13 protein-coding genes are annotated in these 24,188 nt (G+C 35.9%); 12 read left to right on the top strand and 1 reads right to left on the bottom strand.

From position 1 onward, the window contains the following. Positions 1 to 3: 3 nt before the first annotated feature. The 11 genes from V6624_RS11110 to V6624_RS11160 all read left to right on the top strand — a co-directional run bounded on the left by V6624_RS11110 (position 4) and on the right by V6624_RS11160 (position 22,563). On the top strand, positions 4 to 1,584 hold the full coding sequence (locus V6624_RS11110) for a RagB/SusD family nutrient uptake outer membrane protein (protein ID WP_338841783.1): 1,581 nt from the start codon (positions 4 to 6) through the stop codon (positions 1,582 to 1,584). Positions 1,585 to 1,601: 17 nt separating this feature from the next. Further along, on the top strand, positions 1,602 to 2,462 hold the full coding sequence (locus tag V6624_RS11115) for a hypothetical protein (RefSeq protein ID WP_111287380.1): 861 nt from the start codon (positions 1,602 to 1,604) through the stop codon (positions 2,460 to 2,462). A gap of 138 nt (positions 2,463 to 2,600) precedes the next feature. Then, on the top strand, positions 2,601 to 5,087 hold the full coding sequence (locus V6624_RS11120; protein ID WP_111287378.1) for a glycoside hydrolase family 2 TIM barrel-domain containing protein: 2,487 nt from the start codon (positions 2,601 to 2,603) through the stop codon (positions 5,085 to 5,087). A 133-nt stretch (positions 5,088 to 5,220) separates the two neighbouring features. Further along, positions 5,221 to 7,620, top strand: a complete 2,400-nt coding sequence (locus V6624_RS11125; RefSeq protein WP_338841784.1) for an alpha-xylosidase — start codon at positions 5,221 to 5,223, stop codon at positions 7,618 to 7,620. A 360-nt stretch (positions 7,621 to 7,980) separates the two neighbouring features. Continuing rightward, complete coding sequence (locus V6624_RS11130) at positions 7,981 to 9,987, top strand: glycoside hydrolase family 97 protein (protein ID WP_338841785.1); 2,007 nt, start codon at positions 7,981 to 7,983, stop codon at positions 9,985 to 9,987. 144 nt (positions 9,988 to 10,131) lie between these two features. Then, positions 10,132 to 12,288 (top strand): glycoside hydrolase family 3 C-terminal domain-containing protein, encoded by a 2,157-nt coding sequence (locus V6624_RS11135; RefSeq protein ID WP_338841786.1) that lies wholly within the window; start codon positions 10,132 to 10,134, stop codon positions 12,286 to 12,288. A gap of 23 nt (positions 12,289 to 12,311) precedes the next feature. Further along, the gene (locus tag V6624_RS11140) at positions 12,312 to 13,898 is read left to right on the top strand and encodes a GH39 family glycosyl hydrolase (protein WP_338841787.1); all 1,587 of its coding nucleotides are present in this window, start codon (positions 12,312 to 12,314) and stop codon (positions 13,896 to 13,898) included. A gap of 98 nt (positions 13,899 to 13,996) precedes the next feature. Next, positions 13,997 to 16,234: a glycoside hydrolase family 3 C-terminal domain-containing protein gene (locus tag V6624_RS11145; protein ID WP_338841788.1), complete on the top strand. Its 2,238-nt coding sequence runs from the start codon at positions 13,997 to 13,999 to the stop codon at positions 16,232 to 16,234. A 95-nt stretch (positions 16,235 to 16,329) separates the two neighbouring features. Next, complete coding sequence (locus tag V6624_RS11150; RefSeq protein WP_111287366.1) at positions 16,330 to 17,820, top strand: cellulase family glycosylhydrolase; 1,491 nt, start codon at positions 16,330 to 16,332, stop codon at positions 17,818 to 17,820. A gap of 114 nt (positions 17,821 to 17,934) precedes the next feature. Beyond that, the gene (locus V6624_RS11155; protein ID WP_111287364.1) at positions 17,935 to 19,881 is read left to right on the top strand and encodes a sialate O-acetylesterase; all 1,947 of its coding nucleotides are present in this window, start codon (positions 17,935 to 17,937) and stop codon (positions 19,879 to 19,881) included. A 285-nt stretch (positions 19,882 to 20,166) separates the two neighbouring features. After that, positions 20,167 to 22,563: a glycoside hydrolase family 95 protein gene (locus V6624_RS11160; protein WP_111287362.1), complete on the top strand. Its 2,397-nt coding sequence runs from the start codon at positions 20,167 to 20,169 to the stop codon at positions 22,561 to 22,563. A gap of 378 nt (positions 22,564 to 22,941) precedes the next feature. Here V6624_RS11160 and V6624_RS11165 read toward each other — a convergent pair whose 3' ends face one another. Continuing rightward, positions 22,942 to 23,487 (bottom strand): CvpA family protein, encoded by a 546-nt coding sequence (locus V6624_RS11165; protein WP_111287360.1) that lies wholly within the window; start codon positions 23,485 to 23,487, stop codon positions 22,942 to 22,944. 243 nt (positions 23,488 to 23,730) lie between these two features. On the opposite strand from V6624_RS11165, the gene V6624_RS11170 reads away from it, so the two are divergent. After that, positions 23,731 to 24,087 (top strand): hypothetical protein, encoded by a 357-nt coding sequence (locus V6624_RS11170; RefSeq protein ID WP_111287358.1) that lies wholly within the window; start codon positions 23,731 to 23,733, stop codon positions 24,085 to 24,087. Positions 24,088 to 24,188 lie beyond the last annotated feature (101 nt).

The raw sequence follows: 24,188 nt of genomic DNA on the forward strand, positions 1-24,188 counted from the left end.
ACCATGAAAAGATATATAAAATTATTTGCCCTTTCAAGCTTACTTGTTTTAGGTGCTTGTTCGCAGGATTTTTTAGAAAACGAACCATACACAGATAAGGTAACTGAGAATTTTTATAAAACACCTTCTGATGCATTTGAAGGTCTTGTAGCGGTTTACGATGTTTTACAGCGCGAGGCTTACGGCGGACCTTTATTGATTAGTGAACAAGCTTCTGATAACTGCTTTGGAGGTTATGGTATTGCTGACGGTCAAGCCGATATCGAATGGGATCGTTTCTTATATGTTTCAGATAAAGACATGAACAAAGATGTTTGGTCTAACGCTTATTTAGGAATTTACAGAGCTAATATTTTATTAGAAAATTTAGACAATGTAAACTGGGGTTCTGATACGGCTTTGAAAACGCGCTACGAAGCTGAAGCACGTTTCTTAAGAGCGCATTTCCATTTTACAGCTGCTAAAATGTTTGGAGATATTATTCCATTGGATCATACAGTTTCAACAACAGAATTTGAATTGCCAAGACAAGCTCCAGAAGTTACTTACGCTTTAATTGCAAGCGATTTAAAATTTGCTGCTGATAATTTAGGTAACGAAAATTATTCACAAGCAGGAAATGCAAACTACGGTCGTATTACAAAATGGGCTGCAGAAGCTTACTTAGCTAGAACATTCTTGTTTTACACAGGAACTTACAATAAAACGGATTTAGCTGGTGTAGTAACAAAAGCGGAAGCAACAACTTATATTAATGATGTTGTAAACAACAGCGGTCACGCATTAGTTTCTGATTTTGCTAATCTTTGGTTAGCGGCTTCTCTTGAAAATTTTGCTGGAGAAGATAATACAGAAATGGTTTGGGCTGTTCGTTTTAATGGTTCAGGAAAAGGAAACTGGGATCTTCACGAAGGAAACCGTTTCCAAGTAAACATCGCACCACGTGGAGGAGCAATTGGAAGATATGCAACTGGATGGGGTGGAGCAACTGTAAACCCTAAATTGGTAAGCTTGTATGAAGCAGGCGATACTAGAAAAGCAGCTTCATTTATTGATTATGCTGGTGAAGGATTAAACTTTGATGCGCAAGCTAGAGAGCAACGTCAGTACACTGGATATTCTTGGAAAAAATATTGTCCAATTACAAACGAAGCAGGAACAGCTGTTGTAGAAGCAAATGGAGGAAACTTCCAAATTGACAACTACCAAGATTACGCTATTATTCGTTACTCAGATGTTTTATTAATGGCTGCTGAATTGAATTTACAATCGAGCCCAGCTGTAGCACAAGCAGATTTTGATAGAGTACGTGATCGTGCTTTTAAAAATACGTCTCATAGAATTACTGCAACTCAGGAGAATATCATGAAAGAGCGTCAATTAGAATTGGCGTTAGAAGGATTACGTTATTTTGATTTAATCAGACAAGGTATGACTACAATGAAATCTGCTATTGACAACAATACGGGAGATTCTCAATTTAATGTGACTTTCAGAACAGAGACTCAAGGTTGGTTCCCATTACCTCAATCTCAGATCATTCTTTCAAATGGTTCTATAACTCAAAATCCAGGTTGGAATTAATTTAAAACAAAATGACTATGAAACGTATATTATATATTTTATTAACTGCTGCAACGATAAGTTCAGGTTTAGCTTCTTGCGAGGCTATCGAAGATCGCGAAAGCCTTCCAGCAGTTACCTTGACACCAGAAACACTTGAATATTCTGTGACTCAAGATGCAACAAACAAAAATATTGTAATTCTTAAAAGCGAAGACCCTACAGTTATTCCATATTGGAAATATGTAGACGCTGCTGGAAATGAATTAGGACACTCAAATAAAAGTAGTGATCAGGTAACTTTACCTTTTGCTGGAAAATATACTATTTATTTCACGGCTTATACAAGAGGAGGTTCTGTAGAAGCTGCTCCTACTGTGGTTGATATCGCTGAAAATGATGACACTTACTTTAAAGATCCTAAATGGGAAATGTTGACGAATGGAGTTGACGGAAAAACATGGGTTTTAGATTTTGTTGATCCTATTGGCTGGGCTGGTTTAGACTATCCTTACAACCCAACAGGAAGCGATTATTGGAACTGGTTTCCAGATTACGCAAGTAATTCTTGGGTTATGCCAAATAAAAATTGGGGAGAAATGTATTTTGATTTAAATGGAAATTACAATACATCTGTTACTCAAACAGCGATTGCAAACAACAATCAAACAACTAAAACTGGAACATACACATTTGATATAGCAAATAATAAATTAGTTTTTAATGGTGGTGTCGAAATGCTTTACGGTGGAGACTATTATGGAGACTGCAGTAACTGGTATAGTGTAAAATTGGTTGAGATTACTAAAACATCTTTAAGATTAGCAGTAGTAAGAGATCAAAGTAGAACTGGTGAAGGAGTTTGTTTAATTGTATTCCATTACAAGCCAAAATCGTAAGTTAGTTAGTTTTGAAGTCTCAGTCCTAAAAACATTTTGTAATGTTCTTTAAGACTGAGACTTAAATTATTTTATTAAGAAATAAATGAAATCAATTTTTATTTCTATCTTCAAATTCCAAAAACAAAAAAAGTACCTATGCAAATTAAAAAAAACATAAAAAACATAAGTTTATGGGCAGTTGCAGCTGGAGTTTTTTTCTTGAATTCTTGTTCAAAAAAGGAGGATGCATTTATAAACCGAAAAGTTTCTTTTAATGCAGATTGGAGCTTTCATCTAAATGATAGTATTGTAGATAAAGATACTATTGGAACTTCTACAAAATGGAGAACTTTAGACGTTCCGCATGATTGGAGCATCGAAGGGAAATTTGATGAAAAAAGTCCTGCAGGTTATGGCGGAGGATCTCTTAACGGAGGTTTAGGCTGGTACAAAAAAACATTTAAAGTTGCTGCAGAAGACAGCACAAAAATAACTTCAATCACTTTTGACGGTGTTTACAGAAACAGCGAAGTTTGGGTAAACGGGCATTATTTAGGAAAACGTCCAAACGGATACATTGGTTTTCAATATGAAATTACGCCGTACTTAAACTACGGAGACAAAAACAACGAAATAATTGTTAAGGTTGACAATTCAAAACAACCCAATTCACGCTGGTATTCGGGTTCAGGAATTTTTAGAAATGTCTGGATCGAAACAACAGACAAACTTCACGTTGGACAATGGGGAACTTATATTACAACTCCAAAAGTTACGGCTGAAAAAGCTTCTGTAAGTATTGAAACAACAATTAAAAATCAATACAAAGAAGGTAAAAAAGCAAAAGTAACGACAACTATTTTTAAAGAAGATACCAAAGTAACATCGGTTACTCAAGATATAACAATCAATGCAAATGGAAATCAAATTGTAAAGCAATCAGCTGAAGTTGAAAATCCTGCATTATGGTCAGATGAAAAACCTGAATTGTACACAGCAGTTACCGAAATTTCGCTTGACGATAAAATCATTGATCAATACAAAACCACTTTCGGAATCAGAGATTTTAAATTCGATTTGAATAAAGGGTTTATTTTGAATGGAAAACAAGTCAAAATAAAAGGAGTTTGTATGCATCACGATTTAGGCCCGTTGGGTTCTGCAATCAACACGCGTGCAATCGAACGCCAGTTAGAAATCTTGAAAGAAATGGGGGTAAACGGAATCAGAACCTCTCACAATCCGCCTGCTCCAGAACTTTTACAGCTTTGCGACAAAATGGGTTTCATTGTCATGGATGAAGCTTTTGATATGTGGAAACAAAACAAAACTAAATACGATTATGCTAACGATTGGGACAAATGGCACAAACAAGATCTAATCGATCAGTTGTTACGCGACCGAAATCATGCTAGTATTTTTATGTGGAGTATTGGTAATGAAATTCCAGAGCAGTGGAACGAAACAGGTATTGAAATTGCAAAAGAATTGGCGGCAATTACACGTCAATATGATAAAACAAGACCAATTACTGCGGGAATGAATCCGCCAGTAAATATGAATATTGATGCAGTGACTTTGCAGTTTGAGAAAAAGAATGTTTCAATTAATCCGCTTGCTGGATCTGGAGTTTTAGATTTAATTGGATACAATTATGCGCACCAGACATTCGAACATCATCTGAAGAACTTCCCAAATACACCTTTTATCGCAACTGAAACCACTTCAGGCTTACAGACAAGAGGTTATTACGATGCGGTTTCAGACACCATCAAAAAATGGCCGGTTAGTTGGGATAAAAAATTTGAAGGAGGAAATCCTGGAAATACGGTTTCAGCTTATGACCAAGTACAGACACCTTGGGGTTCTACACACGAAGCAACTTGGAAAGTCATCAAAAAATATGATTTCTTGGCAGGAATGTACGTTTGGACAGGTTTCGATTATATCGGAGAACCAACTCCGTACGAATGGCCATCTGTAAGTTCGTATTTTGGAATTGTAGATTTAGCTGGTTTCCCAAAAGATGTTTATTATATGTACCAAAGCGAATGGACAGATAAAACCGTTCTTCATATTTTCCCGCATTGGAATTGGAAAGCTGGACAAACTGTTGATGTTTGGGCATATTACAATAAAGCCGATGAGGTGGAACTTTTCGTAAACGGAAAATCAGTTGGAAAAAGAAGTAAAAAAGGAGACGATTTGCACGTAATGTGGAGAATTCCTTTTGAAGCTGGAACTTTAAAAGCCATTTCTCGTAAAGACGGAAAAGTAGTTTTAGAAAAAGAGATCAAAACGGCTGGAAATCCTTCACAATTAAAACTGACAGCAGACAGAAGTACAATCAAAGCAGACAAAAATGATTTGTCTTTTGTAACTGTAGATATTTTAGATGCTAATGGAACGATAGCGCCAAATGCCAATAACGAAATCAACTTCTCTTTAAAAGGAAACGGAAAAATCGTAGGCGTTTGCAGTGGAGATCCAGTTAGTCACGAATCGTATAAAGGAAATAAACATACGGCTTTGGCTGGAAAATGCTTGGTTATTGTACAATCTGGAGATAAATCAGGAAGATTGGAATTAACCGCAAGTGCAAACGGATTGAAACAATCCACAATTGTAATTACAACCGAATAATAAGTTGCGCTATCCTAACAGGTTTCCAAAACCTGTTAGGTATCAATATATTTAATTAAGATATTAAAAAAAATAAATACCTAACAGGTTTTGGAAACCTGTTAGGATAAACTAACATCTAGATTATTAACCAATGAAAAACTCAAAACTAACCGCATTATTTTCTGCTCTTATGTTTGGATTTTTAGCAGTTCCAAATGCTAATGCTCAAATTCAAAATGCAGATGTATTAAATGCTCCAATAGATATCAGTAAAGATTTTCAGAACTATCTGAACACTTTTTATTTTGCCGACGAATTGGCTTCTTTTGATCCTGCAACGGGAAAAGGAACCATCAAATATTTGAGATACAATTATAAAACACGTCAGGCTTTCAACAACATGATGATGAAACCAGATGTTGAAAAAGCAAACGAATTTCCAACAACAGAATATGCAGAATCTCCTGTTTTGCCATTCGAAATTCAGTTTGTTTCAGACAGAACAGTTAGAATCAAAACGACTTCTGGACCGCAATTTCATCCACAGGCAACATCTTTAATGTTGGTTGACGGCGTTGCGCCAAATCATCCTGAATTATGGAAATATGCTAAAATTGAAGGCGGTCACAGTTATACAAGTAAACACGGAAGAGTTGAAATTTTGACAAAACCTTGGCACGTAAAAATCTACGATGAAAAAGGAAAATTGCTGACAAGCACACTTCACGATACCGATTTTAAAAATACATACACGCCGACACTTCCGTTTTCTTATGTTCGCAGAAACAGCGATTATTCAAGAAGTATGGGTGCAGCTTTCAGCTTAGAACCAGACGAAAAAATATTTGGTTGTGGTGAATCATTTACCCAATTCAACAAACGCGGACAAAAAGTAGTTTTATGGACGGATGACGCAAATGGAATCCAAAACGAAACGATGTACAAACCGATTCCGTTTTACATGAGCAGCCGTGGTTACGGAGTTTTCATGCACCATTCAACACCAATTACAGTGGACTTCGGGAAATACTTTTCAAGTGCCAACGAAATGTACATTGGAGATGACGAAGCAGATTTATTTTTCTTTATTGGAGAACCAAAAGATATCTTAGACCAATACACGAATTTGACTGGAAAAGCTGCAATGCCGCCACTTTGGTCTTTCGGTTTCTGGATGAGTAGAATCACTTATTTCTCTGAAAAAGAAGGAAGAGAAGTAGCAAGAGATTTACGTAAATATAAAATCCCAACAGACGTAATTCACTTCGATACAGGCTGGTTTGATGTAGATTGGAGAAGCAATTATGAGTTTGCAAAATCTCGTTTCCCAGATGCCACAAAAATGATGTCTGATTTAAAGAAAGACGGTTTCCAAGTTTGTTTATGGCAATTACCTTATTTCACGCCAAAGAATACTTTGTTCCCAGAAATCATGGATAAAAACTTAGCGGTAAGAGATAGAAAAGGAAATCTTCCGTACGAAGACGCTGTTTTAGATTTCTCAAATCCAGAAACGGTAACTTGGTACCAAGGAAAATTGAAAAAATTATTTGATGAAGGCGTTGCAGTTTTCAAAGTAGATTTTGGAGAAGCGGCACCGCCAGACGGAATTTACCATTCTGGAAGAACTGGTTTCTATGAGCACAATTTATATCCGTTACGTTACAATAAAGCTGTTGCAGAAATCACTCAAAAAGAAAAAGGATACACTTTAATTTGGGCAAGAAGTACTTGGGCAGGATCACAGCGTTACCCTTTACATTGGGGAGGAGATTCTGAAACTTCAAACGGAGCAATGTCAGCAGAATTACGCGGCGGACTTTCATTAGGTTTAAGCGGATTCAGTTTCTGGAGTCATGATGTTGGAGGTTTCGCAACAAAATCTCCTGAGAATATTTACAGAAGATGGACACCATTTGGAATGTTTACTTCGCACGTAAGAAGCCACGGAGAACCACCTCGCGAACCTTGGTTGTACAGCAAAGAATTCTTAGAAGGATTTAGAAAAGCAGATAATATGCGTTACGAATTAATGCCATATATCTACGCACAAGCAAAAGAAAGTTCTCAAAAAGGATTGCCAATGATGCGCGCTCTTTTTGTAGAATATCCAAACGATCCGGGAGCTTGGTTAGTAGATAATCAATATTTATTTGGTTCGAGTATGTTGGTTGCACCGCTTTTTGAAGAGGTTGAAGAAAGAGACGTTTATCTTCCAGAAGGAACTTGGATCGATTATCAAACTAAAAAAGTGTATCAGTCAGGCTGGCATAAAATCAAAGCGGGCGAGGTGCCAATTATCGTTTTAATTAAAGATGGAACTGCAATTCCACACATCGGTTTAGCGCAGTCTACAAAAGATATGGATTGGAGTAAATTGACTTTGAAAGTTTACGCAAGCGATAAAACTACTTCGGCAACAGCCAAAGTATTTTTACCAGAAGGTGACGCAGTACAAGAAATAAAAGTTACTAAAAATGGAAATAATTTCGATGTAGTTGCAAATCCATTAAACGGAAAAACCACTTTTAAAACCGAGTGGGCAAAATAAAAAAGTTAGCCACTAATTACACGAATTTCCACGAATTGAATTGGTGATAATTGGTGCAATTCGTGGCAAAAAATAAATATTTAAACACATAGAAACATAGGTTTTTGTTTGTGAATAAAAGGAAAATGGAAAGAAACTAGTTTCTCACACATAGAAACTATGTTTGTTTAAACAAGTGAAACGCCTTTTTTTAAGTTTCCAATGAGTTATGATTCTATGTGTTTAAAAAAGTTTAAGCCACAGATTAAAGGATTAAAAAGATTAAAATAAATCTGCAAAAATCTGCCAAATCTGCGAGAAAAAAATCCGCAAACAAAAAAATCCTTTTAATCTGTGGCAAAAAAAATAATACCAAAAAACATGAAAAACTATCTAATTCTCCCAGCCGTATTGTTTTCAATAGCAATAGGCTACAGTCAAAAAACGAAAAACGCTTACGAATTGGCATCGCCAGACGGAAAAAACAAAATCAAATTTGAGTTAGTAAAAAATGCTCCAAAATATGCAGTTTCTCACGGAAAAACTGAAGTAATTTCTCCGTCAGATATGGGATTTGTATTGAAAGGAAACGAAGACTTAAGTTCAAATTTTGAAATTAAAGGAGCAAAAACTTCTACGTTTGACGAAACTTGGGAACAAGTTTGGGGAGAAAAGAAAAATATCAGAAATCACTACAATCAATTGGTAGTCGATTTACAGCAAAAAACAGGAAACAAAAGAAAATTACAAATTCAGTTTCGTGCTTTTGATGATGGAGTTGCTTTTAGATATGTGTATCCAAAACAAAATGTAAAAGACAGTATTTTCATCATGGATGAAAAAACAACTTTTAACTTAAAAGAAGACGGAAAAGCTTGGTGGATTCCCGCAAACAGAGAAAACCGTGACGAATATCTTTTTAAAGATGCGCCAGTAAGTACTTTGGATACCGTTTTAACGCCATTAACAATTGAAAGCAAAAGCGGATTGGCTTTAAGTTTTCACGAAGCAAACTTGATCGATTTTGCAAGTATGACTTTAGTGAATAATAAAGGAACAGAACTAAAATCGGATTTGGTGCCTTGGCCTGACGGAGTTAAAGTTCGTGTAAAAGATACTTTCACTTCTTCTTGGAGAACACTTCAAATTGGAGAAAATCCAGGTGAATTGATTACTTCTTATTTGGTTTTAAATTTAAATGAACCAAACAAATTAAAAAATACAAACAGCTATTTTAAACCATACAAGTATTTAGGAATCTGGTGGGGAATGCACATTGGAAAATATACTTTCTGGGAAAGCGACAAACAAGGCGCAACAACTAAAAATGCTGAAACATATATCGACTTTACAGCAAAAGAAGGTTTCAACCATTTATTGATTGAAGGCTGGAATAAAGGCTGGACACCGGGTTGGTATGAAAACCGTATGCACATGTTCAGTTTCACAAAAAGTGCAGACAATTTCGACTTAGAAAAAGTGGTTGAATACGGAAAGAAAAAGAACATGGAATTAATCGGATATCACGAAACAGGTTCAAACTTAATTAACTACTTAAAAGAAGTTGACGAAGGTTTTGCTTTATACAAAAAATTGGGAATCCATACCGTAAAAATCGGTCACGTAGGTTCTAAATTGAATATGAAACAAATGCACTTCGGACAGTTTGGAGTAAATTATTTCAGATACATTTTAGAAAAGGCAGCACAATACGATTTAGCGGTTTTATACCACGAATCAATAAAAGATACTGGAGAAAGAAGAACTTTCCCAAACATGGTTTCGAGAGAAGCAGCGCGTGGACAAGAATATAACGCTTGGAGCGAAGGAAATCCGCCAAACCATTTAAGTATTATTCCGTTTACAAGATTGCTTTCTGGACCAATGGATTTTACACCTGGAATTTTTGATGTTGAGGTAAAACAGGGCTATCCAGGAAAAAGAATTCAGGGAACAGTTGGACAGCAATTGGCATTGTATGTTACAATTTATTCTCCAATTCAAATGTTAGCCGATCTTCCAGAAAATTATGAAGGAAAACCAGCTTTACAATTCTTAAAAGACGTTCCAACAGATTGGGAAGACACTAAAATCTTAGAAGGAAAAATTGGCGAGTACATCACAACAGCAAGAAAAGACAGAAACAGCGCTGATTGGTATTTAGGAACTTTGACCAACGAAAAACCAAGAAATGTTGAGGTTTCATTATCATTCTTAGATCCAAATGCAACCTATGAAGCTCAGATTTATGTAGATGCTGAAGGAACAGATCAAACGCATAATCCAGAAGCAGTGGCAATTTCTAAGAAAACAGTAAAAGCTTCAGATAAATTACAATTGAAATTAGGCGGAGCTGGTGGTGGAGCAGTGAGATTTAAAAAATTGTAATTATTAATTTCTAAAATCCGACAGGTTTTTAAAACCTGTCGGGTTTCGTTACGCAACGATGAGATTTGAATATTCTAACAGGTTTTTAAAACCTGTTAGGTATTATAAAACACAACCCAAAAAAATTAGTCCTTCTTCCAAAAAATGAAAAACAGTATTCTTTATATCTTTTTTCTTTTATCTGCTAATTTGATGTTATCACAGCAAAAGCAATATCCTTTTCAGGATCCGAGTTTAGATACTGAAAAGCGTATTGACAATTTGCTGTCTTTGATGACGCTGGATGAAAAAGTTCAGGCTCTAAGCACAAATCCGTCAGTAAAAAGATTAGGACTTATTGGTACAGGTCATGTAGAGGGATTACATGGATTGGCTTTGGGCGGACCAGGTGAATGGGGAGGAAAAAATAAAAAGCCATTAACAACAACCACTTTCCCTCAAGCGTATGGTTTAGGAGAAACTTGGGATGTTGAACTTCTTCAAAAAGTTGCAAATGTTGAAGGCTATGAAACCCGTTTTGCTTTGCAAAAATACAATCGAGGTGGACTAGTAGTTCGTGCTCCAAATGCAGATATTGCAAGAGATCCGCGCTGGGGACGTACTGAAGAAAGTTACGGAGAAGATGCTTTTTTTAACGGAATTATGACAGTTGCTTTTGTAAAAGGCTTACAAGGAAATAACTCCAAATACTGGCAAACGGCTTCGTTGATGAAGCATTTTTTGGCAAACAGCAATGAAGACGGAAGAATCTATACATCATCTGATTTTGATGAAAGACTCTGGAGAGAATATTACGCACTTCCTTTTCAAATGGGAGTTGTGGAAGGAGGCTCACGTGCTTATATGGCGGCGTATAACAAAGTAAATGGAATTCCAGCAATGGTACATCCGATGCTTAAAAATATTACGCAGAAAGAATGGGGCCAAAATGGTATTATTTGTACCGATGGAGGTGCTTTTAAATTGCTTCTTTCAGATCATAAATATTATGCAGATAAATATTTAGGAGCGGCTGCAGTTGTAAAAGCGGGTATTAACCAATTTTTGGATGAATTTATAGATGGTATTTATGGTGCTCTTTCTAATGGATATTTGAAAGAAAAAGATCTTGATGAAGTTTTGCGTGGAAATTACCGAGTAATGATAAAACTTGGAATGCTTGATGCTTCAGAAGAAAATCCATATTCGAAAATCGGAAAAGATAAAGATACAATCGATCCTTGGAAAACAGAAGCGCACAAGAAAATCGCTTTAGAGGCAACTCAAAAATCTATTGTTTTATTGAAAAATGAAAAGGGATTTTTGCCCTTGCAAAAGGAAAAAATAAAAACAGTTGCCGTTATTGGACCTCGGGCTGATGAAGTGCTTTTAGACTGGTACAGCGGAACGCCTCCTTATGTTATTACACCTTTGGAAGGAATAAAAAAGAAGCTGGGGAATAATGTCGAAGTTTTAGTCGCAAAAAATAACATTGACGGAAAAGCAGCAACAATAGCAAAAAAAGCAGATTTTGTAATTGTCATTGTTGGAAATCACCCTGTTTGTAATGCTGGATGGGCAAATTGTCCAGTTCCAAGTGAAGGAAAAGAAGCGGTTGACCGCCAGTCTCTAACTTTAGAACAAGAAGATTTGATCAAGGTAGTTTATCAGGCAAATCCGAAAACGGTGGTCGCATTAATCAGCAGTTTTCCTTATGCAATCAATTGGACTCAGGAAAATGTTCCAGCAATTGTACACATGGCTCAGAATAGTCAGGAAACAGGAACGGCATTGGCAGATGTTTTATTTGGAGATTATAATCCTGCAGGACGTTTAACGCAAACTTGGGTAAGAGATATTACCGATCTTCCGGAATTATTGGATTATAACATTCGAAATGGAAGAACCTATATGTATTTTAAAAAGAAACCATTATATGCTTTTGGTCACGGATTAAGTTATACGACTTTCAAATACAATTCGATTGAAACGAGTTCTGAAACTATTTCGAAAAATGAAGAATTAAAAGTTACAGTTTCCATCACAAATACAGGAAATAAAGATGGTGACGAAGTAGTTCAGCTTTACGTAAAACAATTAGAATCGAAAGTGGAACGGCCAGAAAAAGAATTGAAAGCATTTAAGAGAGTTTTCTTTAAAGCTGGAGAAACCAAAAATGTTGATTTGATTGTAAAAGCAAAAGATTTAGAATATTGGAATACAGCTAAACAAGTGTTCGAACTTGAAAAAAACACAATCGAAATCCAGATAGGAAATTCTTCAGATAACATACTTCTGAAAAAGAAAATTTCAGCTAAATAATTGTAAAAGAATAAAACTTAAACATGAAAAAAAGTCTAATTATACTATTTGTTTTTGTTGGTTTGGCAAGTTTTAAATCATTTGCACAAACAACAAACGCTGATTCTCAAAACAGAATTATAAAAGTAGATTTCAAAAAAGAAGCAGGAAAATTAAATACCATGTTCAAAGAATGCATCGGTGCGGGAAGAGCAAACGAAGGACTTCGTGCAGATTGGCAACAGCAATTGGCATTGGTGAAAAAAGAATGTGATTTTAAATACATCCGTTTTCATGGTTTATTGTCGGATGATATGGCGGTTTATCGTGAAGACAATAAAGGGAATCCAGAATACAATTACCAATATGTAGACGTTTTGTTCGATTATATTGTGAGTCTAAAAATGAAACCGTTTGTTGAATTAGGTTTTATGCCGAATGCTTTGGCAAGCGGAAAAGAAACTATTTTTTGGTGGCGCGGCAATGTTACGCCTCCGAAAGATTATAAAAAATGGGAAGATTTAGTGAAAAACCTAACCGCACATTTTAAGGAACGTTACGGAGACGAAGAAGTAAAAACATGGTACTTTGAAGTTTGGAACGAACCGAATTTATCTCCAGGATTTTGGACAGGAACTCAGGAAGATTATTTCAAATTATATGATTATGCAGCTCGCGGTGTAAAAGCCGTGAATCCATTATATAAAGTCGGCGGACCCGCAACGGCAGGCGCTGGATGGGTTCCGGAAACAATTGATTTTTGTTTTAAAAATAATGTGCCCCTAGATTTTATCTCAACACATACTTATGGTGTAAACCAAGGATATTTGGATGAATTCGGAACTTCTGGAACAGTTTTGAGTCCAGATGTAAACAGTGTAAACGGAGATGTTATAAATTCGCGTAAGCAGATTACCAATTCGGCTAAACCAAATTTAGAATTGCATTACACAGAGTGGAGTTCTTCTTATACACCAGCAGATCCAATTCACGACAGTTATCATTCGGCAGCTTACATTCTGCAAAAACTCAAGCAAGTTGGAAATGCGGCAAACTCCATGTCATATTGGGTTTTTACCGATGTTTTTGAAGAACCAGGACCAAGATTCACGCCTTTTCACGGCGGTTTCGGATTGTTGAATACGCAGGGAATTAAAAAGCCAGCATATTTCTCTTATTATTTAATGAATAAATTAGGAGAAACAGAACTTCAAAACAGTGATAAAGCTTCTTGGACTTCCAAAAATGCAAAAGGCGATGTACAAGTTTTATTATGGGATTTTACGAATACACATCCCGGCGATAAAGTTTGGAACCAAACTTATTACATTCAGGATCTTCCATCAAAAGAAAAAGGAAAAGTAAAAGTGGAGATTGACGGAATACAGAAAGGAAAATATCTTTTAGAAATTTACAAAGTTGGTTATAAAGTAAACGACGCTTACGCAGATTATCTGTCGATGAAAAAACCAAGTCAGTTAACACGTGAGCAAGTCAATTCCATAAAAGAAAAAAATAACGGCGCGCCAATTTCAACAGAAAAAATTACAATTGACGCAAAAGGAACTTTCAGCAGAGAATTTAAAATCAACGAAAATGATGTTGTAATGCTGAATTTAATTAAACAATAATAAAGAGAAAACCACAAACATAAAAATAGTATTAACGGTATTTAAAGATGATTTGTGAGGAATCAAAAATCTTTAAATCAAAAAACACCTAACTATCTATGAAAAACAAAATGATATTCCTTTCATCGGCTTTGGTTTTTGCATTGTTTACTTCTTGTAAAAATGATGCGCAAACTTTAGCTTCAAATTCGGCGCAAACCGAAGAATACGTTGGAAAAGAAATAAGCACAGATCACGATGCCGAAATCGACAAATTGATTTCGCAAATGACATTAGAAGAAAAAATTGGAATGCTTCACGGAAACAGCATGTTTGCCAATGCAGGTGTAAAACGTTTAGGAATTCCAGAATTAAAAATGGCCGACGGTCCGTTGGGAGTTCGTGAAGAAATCTCAAGAGATAATTGGGCTCCAGCCGGATGGACAAACGATTTTGCAACCTATTATCCAGCGGGAGGTGCTTTGGCAGCAACTTGGAATGCTGAAATGGCGCATACTTTCGGAACCAGTTTAGGAGAAGAATTACGTGCAAGAGACAAAGACATGTTGCTTTCGCCAGCTATCAATATGGTAAGAACACCGCTTGGAGGAAGAACGTACGAATATATGTCTGAAGACCCATTTTTGAATAAAAAAATCGCGGTGCCTTTGATTGTAGGTCTACAAGAAAAAGATGTAATGGCGTGTGTAAAACATTATGCAGCAAACAATCAGGAAACGAATCGCGATTTTGTAGATGTACAAATTGATGAACGTACACTTCGCGAAATTTATCTTCCAGCTTTTGAAGCTTCGGTTAAAGAAGCAAAAGCATACAGTATTATGGGTGCTTACAATAAATTCAGAGGGGAATATTTATGTGAAAATGATTATATGCTGAATAAAATCCTTCGTGACGAATGGGGATTTAAAGGCGTTGTAGTTTCAGACTGGGCTGCGGTTCATTCTACAGCAAAAACTTTGAAAAGTGGTTTAGATATTGAAATGGGAACACCAAAACCTTTCAATGAATTTTTCTTGGCCGATAAATTAATCGCTGCAGTTAAATCTGGAGAAGTTTCTGAGAAAGAAATTGATTTGCATGTAAAACGTATTTTAAGAGTTTTATTCCAAGTGAAAGCAATGGGCGGAGGCGAGCGTGCAAAAGGAAGCATTGCAACCGAAGCACATTACCAAGATGCCTACAAAATTGCCGCTGAAGCAATTGTATTGTTGAAAAACGAAAACAATGCATTACCGTTAAAATTGGATGGAGTAAAATCTATTGCAGTGATTGGAAACAATGCGACAAAGAAAAATGCTCTTGGCGGATTTGGAGCTGGAGTAAAAACAAAAAGAGAAGTTACACCTCTTGAAGGTCTTAAAAACAGACTTCCTGCATCAATTAAAATTAATTATGCTGAAGGATATTTAGAGCGTTACGATAAGAAGAACAGAGGAAATTTAGGAAATATTACGGCTAATGGACCGGTTACAATCGATGAACTAGATCCAGCAAAAGTTAAAGAAGCAGTAGAAGCAGCTAAAAACTCTGATGTGGCGATTATTTTTGCGGGTTCAAACCGTGATTACGAAACAGAAGCTTCAGACCGTAGAGATTTACACTTGCCATTTGGACAAGAAGAATTAATCAAACAAGTATTGGCTGTTAATCCAAAAACTATTGTAGTTATGGTTGCTGGTGCTCCATTTGATATTAATGAAGTGAGCCAAAAAACTTCAGCTTTAGTGTGGAGTTGGTTTAACGGATCTGAAGGAGGAAATGCTTTGGCAGATGTTATTTTAGGAAAAGTAAATCCGTCAGGAAAATTACCTTGGACAATGCCTAAACAATTAAAAGATTCTCCTGCACACGCAACAAACAGTTTCCCTGGAGATAAAACAGTAAATTACGCTGAAGGACTTTTGATTGGATACCGTTGGTTTGATACTAAAAACGTAGCGCCATTATATCCTTTCGGTTACGGATTATCATACACGACTTTCGCGCTTGATAATGCAAAATCGAATAAAGATTCATATGCTCAAACTGATGTAATTGAAGTTTCTGTTGAAGTTAAAAATACTGGAAAAGTAGACGGAAAAGAAGTAGTTCAATTATATACTGCGAAATCAGATTCTAAAATTACACGTGCAGCACAAGAATTAAAAGGTTTCAAAAAAGTTGCTGTTAAAGCTGGAGGTTCAGAAAATGTAACCATTAAAGTTCCAGTAAAAGAATTAGCATATTACGATGTTGCTGCTAAAAAATGGACAGTTGAGCCAGGAAAATATACTATTAAAGTAGGAACTTCTTCTAGAGACATCAAAAAAGAAATTCAGGTAACAGTTAAATAAATTGTTGTTGCTATAAAATAACCAAACTCTCAACGCCAGCCCATAAAAAGCTGGCGTTGATTTTAAAGACTTACACTTAACTTAAACCAAACCAAATGAAAAAAACAATCAAAGATTATGTCTTGAGCTTTATACTGTGCTTTGCTTTTTTAGGAGTTTTAGCTTGCAGTTCAGATAAAGAAGAGACTCCTCCAACTATAAAAACGCTTTCTTCTACTACAAGCAAAATTGATTTTGAAAGCAAAGAAAATACAATTGAAATAACGATTAATTCTAATGGCGTCACTTGGACTTTGAGTAATTCTGCCAGTTGGATAAAATTAAGTCAGACTACTGGAACATCGGGACAAACAGTAGTAAAAATTACTGCTTTAGAAAATACGACTACGGCTCTGCGAAATGCAGTTATTACACTAAGTGGCGGTGAACTTGCTTCTGAGGCAATTTCAGTTTCTCAAGCAGCAGGAAGTTTATATCCAAGTTATAACACTAATCCAATTGCAGCCGATGCATCAGGAATGGGAAGTTCTGCAGTTGAATTGGCAGCAAAAATTAAATTAGGTTGGAATATCGGAAATACTTTAGAAGCAACTGGAGGCGAAACCGCTTGGGGAAATCCAAAAGTGACAAAAGCCTTAATTGATGCTGTAAAAGCAAACGGATTTAATGCGATCAGAATTCCGTGTTCTTGGAATCAGAATCTTGAAAATGCAGCAACAGCAAAAATCAAAACTGAATGGCTGGATAGAGTAAAAGAAGTGGTACAATATTGTGTTGACAATGATATGTATGTTGTGGTCAATATTCACTGGGATGGAGGCTGGCTGGAAAACAATATTACCGAAGCTAAAAAAGATGAAAATAATGCGAAACAAAAAGCTTTTTGGGAACAAATCGCAACGCATTTAAGAGGTTTCGATGAGCATTTACTTTTTGCAAGCGCCAACGAACCAGCGGTTGAAGATGCAGCACAAATGGCAGTTTTAACTTCATATCACCAAACATTTATTGATGCCGTTCGTTCAACAGGAGGGAAAAACGCTACTCGTGTTTTAGTAGTTCAAGGTCCAACTACAGATATTGAAAAAACAAACAAATTAATGACTACATTGCCAGTAGATAAAGTTACAGGCAGAATGATGGTCGAAGTACATTATTATTCTCCGTGGAATTTTGCTGGTTTAACCAAAGACGAATCTTGGGGTAAAATGTTCTATTATTGGGGAGTTGGTTTTCACTCAACAACAGATACAGAACGAAATGCAAGTTGGGGTGAAGAAGCTGATTTAGAGAAAAGTTTCAAATTGATGAAAACCCAATTTGTAGACAAAGGAATTCCAGTTCTTTTAGGAGAATTTGGAGCAATTCGAAGAACAACTTTGACAGGAGATGCTTTGACTTTACATTTAAATTCGAGAGCATATTATTTAAAAACGGTAGTCAAAACAGCAAAAGCAAACGGATTATTACCTTTTTATTGGGACGAAGGAAGTACAGGAAATAACGGTTTTGGAATTATAAATAGAAGCAATAATACCGTCTTCGATACACAGGCTTTAAATGCTTTAATCGAAGGTTTACAATAGAAATAAGTCTTTAAATCATGCAAGTGATATAAGTAAATTTTAGAAATGAATAAATTTAAAACTTAAAATCTCTTATATCACTTATGTGGTTCAAAAATATTTAAATTAGAAAATATGAAAAAATCAATAGTTTTTATTTTATTGATATTTAGTGCGATATCTAGCGCTAATGTAAGGATGCCTTTAATATTCTCTGACGGAATGGTTTTGCAAAGAGACAAGCAAATTCCGATTTGGGGTTTTGCCGATGCAAATGAAAGTATAGAAATTCATTTTAATAAACAAATTAAGAAAACAGCGGCCGATAAAAACGGAAAATGGACGGTAAATTTAAGTCCAGAAAAAGCCGGTGGACCTTTCGAATTACTCATTATCGGAAAAAATAAAATCACGATCAAAAATGTTTTGGTTGGCGAAGTTTGGATTTGCAGCGGACAATCGAATATGGAATTTCAGGTTTTCAAAACCATGAATTCTGAAAAAGAAATTAGCAGTGCAGATTATCCAATGATTCGTCATTTTGGCGTTGCGCAAGATTTAAGCGGAACTCCAAAAGACGATTTAAAACAAGGGAAATGGGAAGTAGCAAATAAAGAAAATGTAGGCAACTTTACAGCAGTTGGATATTATTTCGCTAGAAAATTGTATTCAGAATTAAAAATCCCAATCGGAATTATCAATACTTCTTGGGGCGGAACCAATGTTGAAACTTGGACAAGCCGTGAAGCTTTTGAAAATAGTCCTGATTTTAAAGCCATGATTGCTGATGTTCCAACCGTAGATATCAATGCCATTTTTGAAACCTATAAAAAATCAGTTTTAGACAATCTGAAAAAGGTACAAGGTTTTGATGTTTCAATGGAAAACGAAGATCAATTTAAAAACGCAAATTACCAAGATAAAAACTGGCCAGAAATAAAAGTGCCTTCACTTTGGGAAAATCAGCAAATCAGCAATATCGACGGAATTGTCTGGATGCGAAAAACCATTGTTTTAACAGCAGAACAAGCCAAAAAAGAAGCTACTTTACATTTAGCAAAAGTTGACGACGAAGACAAAACCTTTGTAAACGGAGTAGAAATTGGAACAAACAATCTTTGGGATGCCAAAAGAATTTACAAAATTCCAGCAAATGTTCTTAAAGAAGGAACAAACGTAATCGCAGTAAGAATTACAGATTACAGCGGCGGCGGCGGAATTTACGGCGATCCGCAAGATTTAAAAATCGACTTTAAAGATTCGAGTCTTCCGTTAGAAGGACTTTGGAAATTCAACGTAGTAAAAGTGAGAATTGAAGTTTCGCCAAACAGTTATCCTTCCTTGTTGTACAATGCGATGGTAAATCCATTAGTGCCTTATGCGATGCAGGGAGTTTTATGGTATCAAGGAGAAGCCAATGTTTGGAGAGCGGCAGAATACAAAAAGTCATTTCCATTAATGATAAACGATTGGAGAACAAAATTCAAACAAGGTAATTTCCCTTTTTATTTTGTTCAATTATCCACTTTCGATGAATTTGGAGGAAACAGCCAAAAAGGAAGCCGTTGGGCAGAACTTCGCGAAGCACAATCTGAAACTTTAAAATTGCCAAATACTGGAATGGCCGTAACAACCGATATTGGAAATGCAAAAGACATTCACCCAACCAACAAACAAGACATTGGTTTGCGTCTGGCAGCGATTGCGATGAATAATATTTACGGCAAAAAACAAGTTCACAGCGGACCAACTTATAAATCTCAACAAATAAAAGGAAACCAAATTATCCTTACTTTCGATAACATCGGCAGCGGATTATCAACTTCAGATAATGAAGAATTAAAAGGTTTCGAGATCGCTGGTGCAGACAAAGTTTTTCATTCCGCGAAAGCGATCATTAAAGACAACAAAATAATCGTTTCAAGCGATAATGTTCAAAATCCCGTTGCAGTGCATTACGGCTGGGCAGACGACGATACAACAATTAATCTTTTTAATAAAGAAAAATTTCCAGCATCGCCATTTAGAACTGATAATTGGGAAATGCTGACGGCGAATGAGAAATATAAAGTGAGTAAATAGTTATTAGTCGTTAGTGATTAGTCCTCAGTCCCCAGTAAATAGCTAAATAATTCGCAACGATATATGTTCCGCTAGGAACATTTCATCGGTAGCAACGGATGAAATCCGTTGATGAAAAAATAAACGTCCCATAATAATGTTCCATAGGAACATCTGATTGATTATAGGTTTTTATCCTAACAGGTTTCCAAAACCTGTTAGGTATCACTAGATTTTTTTATTAGTTTAGATAAAAAATAAATACCTAACAGGTTTTGGAAACCTGTTAGGATAATATAACCAAATATGATTAAAAAAACATTTCTCCTCTTACTTCTCACGTCTTGCTACACAAACATTTCGGCGCAATCCAAGAATGTTTTATGGTACAAACAACCCGCAGAATTCTTTGAAGAAAGCTTAGTTTTAGGAAACGGAAAAATGGGAGCAACCGTTTTTGGAGGCGCCAATTCAGATAAAATTTATTTGAATGACATTACGCTTTGGTCAGGTGAACCCGTAAATGCTAATATGAGCCCAGACGCTTATAAAAACATCCCAGCAATTCGCGAAGCTTTGCAGAATGAAAATTACAAACTGGCAGAAGAACTGAATAAAAAAGTTCAGGGGAAAAATTCCGAATCGTATGCGCCTTTAGGAACATTAGAAATCAATAATTCTGAAAAGGGAAAAGCAGTAAATTACCATCGTGAATTGGATCTTTCGAACGCTATTTCAAAATTAAGCTACGAAATGGCGGGAATAAAATATACACGAGAATATTTTGTGTCGGCTCCAGATAAGGTTATGATTATCAAATTAACAGCCGATCAAAAAGGAGCTTTAAACTTTGATATCAATTTGAAAAGCCTTTTACAATCAAATGTCGAAGTCCGAAACAATATTTTGATATTGAGAGGTTCTGCACCAATTCATGAAAATGCAGGATATAATGTTTTGCCAAAATATCTGAATTTAAAAGATAGAGGAACGAAATTTACTGGTTTAGTCCAAATTAAAAAAACTGATGGGACGATTACAAGTTCTAGAGAAACGTTGACTTTAAAAGATGCTACAGAAGCGATAATCTTTGTTTCTGTCGCAACAAGCTTTAATGGTTTTGACAAAAATCCAGCATCAGAAGGTTTAGACGATGTTTCAATTGCTTTGCAGAATCTGAATAACGCCTACGCAAAAGCATTCGATAAATTAAAAGAATCTCACATTACCGATTATCAAAAATTCTTCAATCGTGTCAATTTAGATTTAGGAAAAACAACCGCTCCAGATTTGCCAACAGACGAACGTTTATTACGTTACGCAGATGGAAGCGAAGATAAAAATCTCGAAATTCTATATTTCAATTTCGGACGCTATTTATTAATCAGTTCGTCAAGAACTTTGGGCGTTCCTGCCAATTTACAAGGACTTTGGAATCCGCATTTAAGTCCGCCTTGGAGCAGTAATTATACGATGAATATCAATCTGGAAGAAAATTACTGGCTGGCAGAAAACACCAATCTTTCCGAAATGCATTCGTCACTTTTGAGTTTTATTAAAAACCTTTCGGTAACAGGAAAAGTTACAGCCAAAACTTTTTACGGAGTAGATAAAGGCTGGGCGGCGGCTCATAATTCAGATATTTGGGCAATGACTAATCCGGTTGGACAATTCGGAAAAGAAGATCCTATGTGGGCGTGCTGGCCAATGGCGCAAGCGTGGTTGAGTACACATATTTGGGAACATTATACTTTTACACAAGATTTAGCTTATTTGAAAAAAGAAGGTTATCCGTTAATGAAAGGCGCAGCCGAATTTTGTTTAGGCTGGCTTGTCGCGGATAAAAACGGAAACCTAATCACTTCGCCATCGACTTCACCAGAAAATCAATATAAACTGGCAGATGGTTTTGTGGGCGCAACACTTTATGGTGGAACTGCCGATTTAGCCATGATTCGCGAATGTTTTGATAAAACCATAAAAGCTTCAAAAGTGCTGAATACGGATGCTGGTTTCAGAAAAGAATTGGAAACAGCACTTTTAAAACTGCATCCGTATCAAATTGGTAAAAAAGGAAATTTACAGGAATGGTATTTTGATTGGGAAGATAATGATCCAAAACACCGTCATCAATCACATTTATTCGGACTTTTCCCTGGTGATCATATTACACCTTTAAAAACTCCTGATTTAGCGGAAGCTTCAAAGAAGACATTAGAAATAAAAGGCGACGAAACCACTGGTTGGTCAAAAGGATGGAGAATCAATCTTTGGGCGAGACTTTGGGACGGAAATCGCTCTTATAAAATGTATCGTGAATTACTGCGCTACGTAGATCCTGACGGAAAGAAAACAGACAAACCAAGAAGAGGAGGAGGAACGTATCCGAATTTATTTGATGCGCATCCGCCATTTCAAATTGATGGTAATTTTGGAGGCGCAGCTGCGGTTGCAGAAATGTTAGTTCAGTCAGATGAAAATGAAATTCGATTATTACCTGCTTTGCCAGATGCCTGGGCAGAAGGTTCAGTGAAAGGAATTTGCGCTCGCGGCGGATTTGAAATTGAAATGACGTGGAATAATAAAAAAACAGAAAAAGTAATTGTTTCTTCTAAAAATGGAGGGAAAACAACTTTGATTTTTGGCGATAAAAAACAAGAGATTGTTTTGAAAAAAGGAGAAAAATTAGAAGTAAAGTTCTAAATAATTATGAAAATGAATGTCATCCTGAGCGTAGTCGAAGGCTCATTTTGCATATAAGGGCTTCGACTTCGCTCAGCCTGACAAACGAATAGTAAACCCGTCAGGTTTTTATAACCTCTCGGGTTTTGTGTTTTTAGGCAAGCTTCGGAGAAGCGAAATATTTATAGGAAATAATGAACATTTACAATATAAAGCTCCAGCGGAGCGAAATATATGTCGCTCCGCTGGAGCTCGCTTTGGGATCGTACTTTTTAATTTCTATAAATATATCGCCTCGCTGAGGCTTTTTAATAACAAACCCGACAGGTTTCAAAAACCTGTCGGGTTTGTTGATTTGAAAACAAGAGGCTTCGACTTCGCTCAGCCTGACAAAATGAATTATTCCTTGTCTGCAGTTTGTTCTTCTTCTGGTTTCTCAGAATGTTCTTTTTTAAAAGTCTCGTACCATTTTTCGATGGAAGGATACACAAAAGCAGCAACTTTTTTTACCGGATTATAAAAAATGTAATTGTCTAAAGTTTCTTTTTTTGCGAATGTATTATTGAAGTTTATCTTTTCGAACAAAGCAATAAAAATACTCAGAATTAGAATGGTTTTTAAAATCCTAAAGAAGCCACCACCGAGTTTGTTTATCCAGCCTAACATGGCAAAATCGGCAATTCCTGTTAGAATTTTGGCTAAGAAATATACGCCTATCACAACTAGAATAAAAGTTAAGATAAAAGCCGTTATTTGAATATTTGTAGGATTCCAAGAAACATGCTTTGAAATCATTTCGGTCATTAATGAAGAAAATTTTATCGCAAGATAAATTCCTAATAACAATGAAATGAAAGAAGCAACTTCTACAAAAAGTCCGTTTTTAATGCCTTTGTATAAACTGTAACACAAAAGTGCACCTACGATAATATCAAAAAAACTCATGTTTTGTTTTGGTGTTTAATGAGGCGCAAATATAGATTTTTTTTAGGTTCAGAGGTTCAGAGAGGCGAAGGTTCAGAGGTTTTTTGTAATGCTCTTTGGTATACGTTTATTTTTTTAGGTGCAATGTATTGAACTATGTATCTTTGCAAATCAAAATTTAGAGTATAGATTGCGATTCTGCCCCCTTCAGAATAGATTTTTAAATCAGCAATCTAAGATCTACAATCAAAAAACATAAATTAAATGTCTAGAGATACACAATTAAAAGAGCGATGGGAAAAGCTCGTTGATATACTTTCCAATCAGTTTTCGCAAGGCGAAGACTTAGATTTGGATGCCATAATTTACCTAATCGGAGTTCAGGAATACGGAAAAGTGCACCGTGAATACAAGAAAGACGAAAAACTGAATTTAATGCACATTGCAATCTGCCGGTTGCTAGAACCATACGGATTTTACGAATTCGAATATTTCGACGATGAAGGCTGGCCTCATTACAAAGTAAAAGAAAATTTGCCACCGCTAAAAGCTGGTGAACAATCGGTTTTAATGAAAGAAGCGATTGTAAATTATTTTTTAGAACGAAAACTTATCGATTAGAGTCTAGTTTACAGTCGAAGTCTCAGTTTACAGTTTGGACTGCGACTGCGACTGAATACTGAAAACTAAAGAAAATGTGCAGATACGCAATGATATCTTAT

Source organism: Flavobacterium ginsenosidimutans, assembly GCF_037478105.1.
GTDB classification, from domain to species: Bacteria; Bacteroidota; Bacteroidia; order Flavobacteriales; family Flavobacteriaceae; genus Flavobacterium; species Flavobacterium ginsenosidimutans.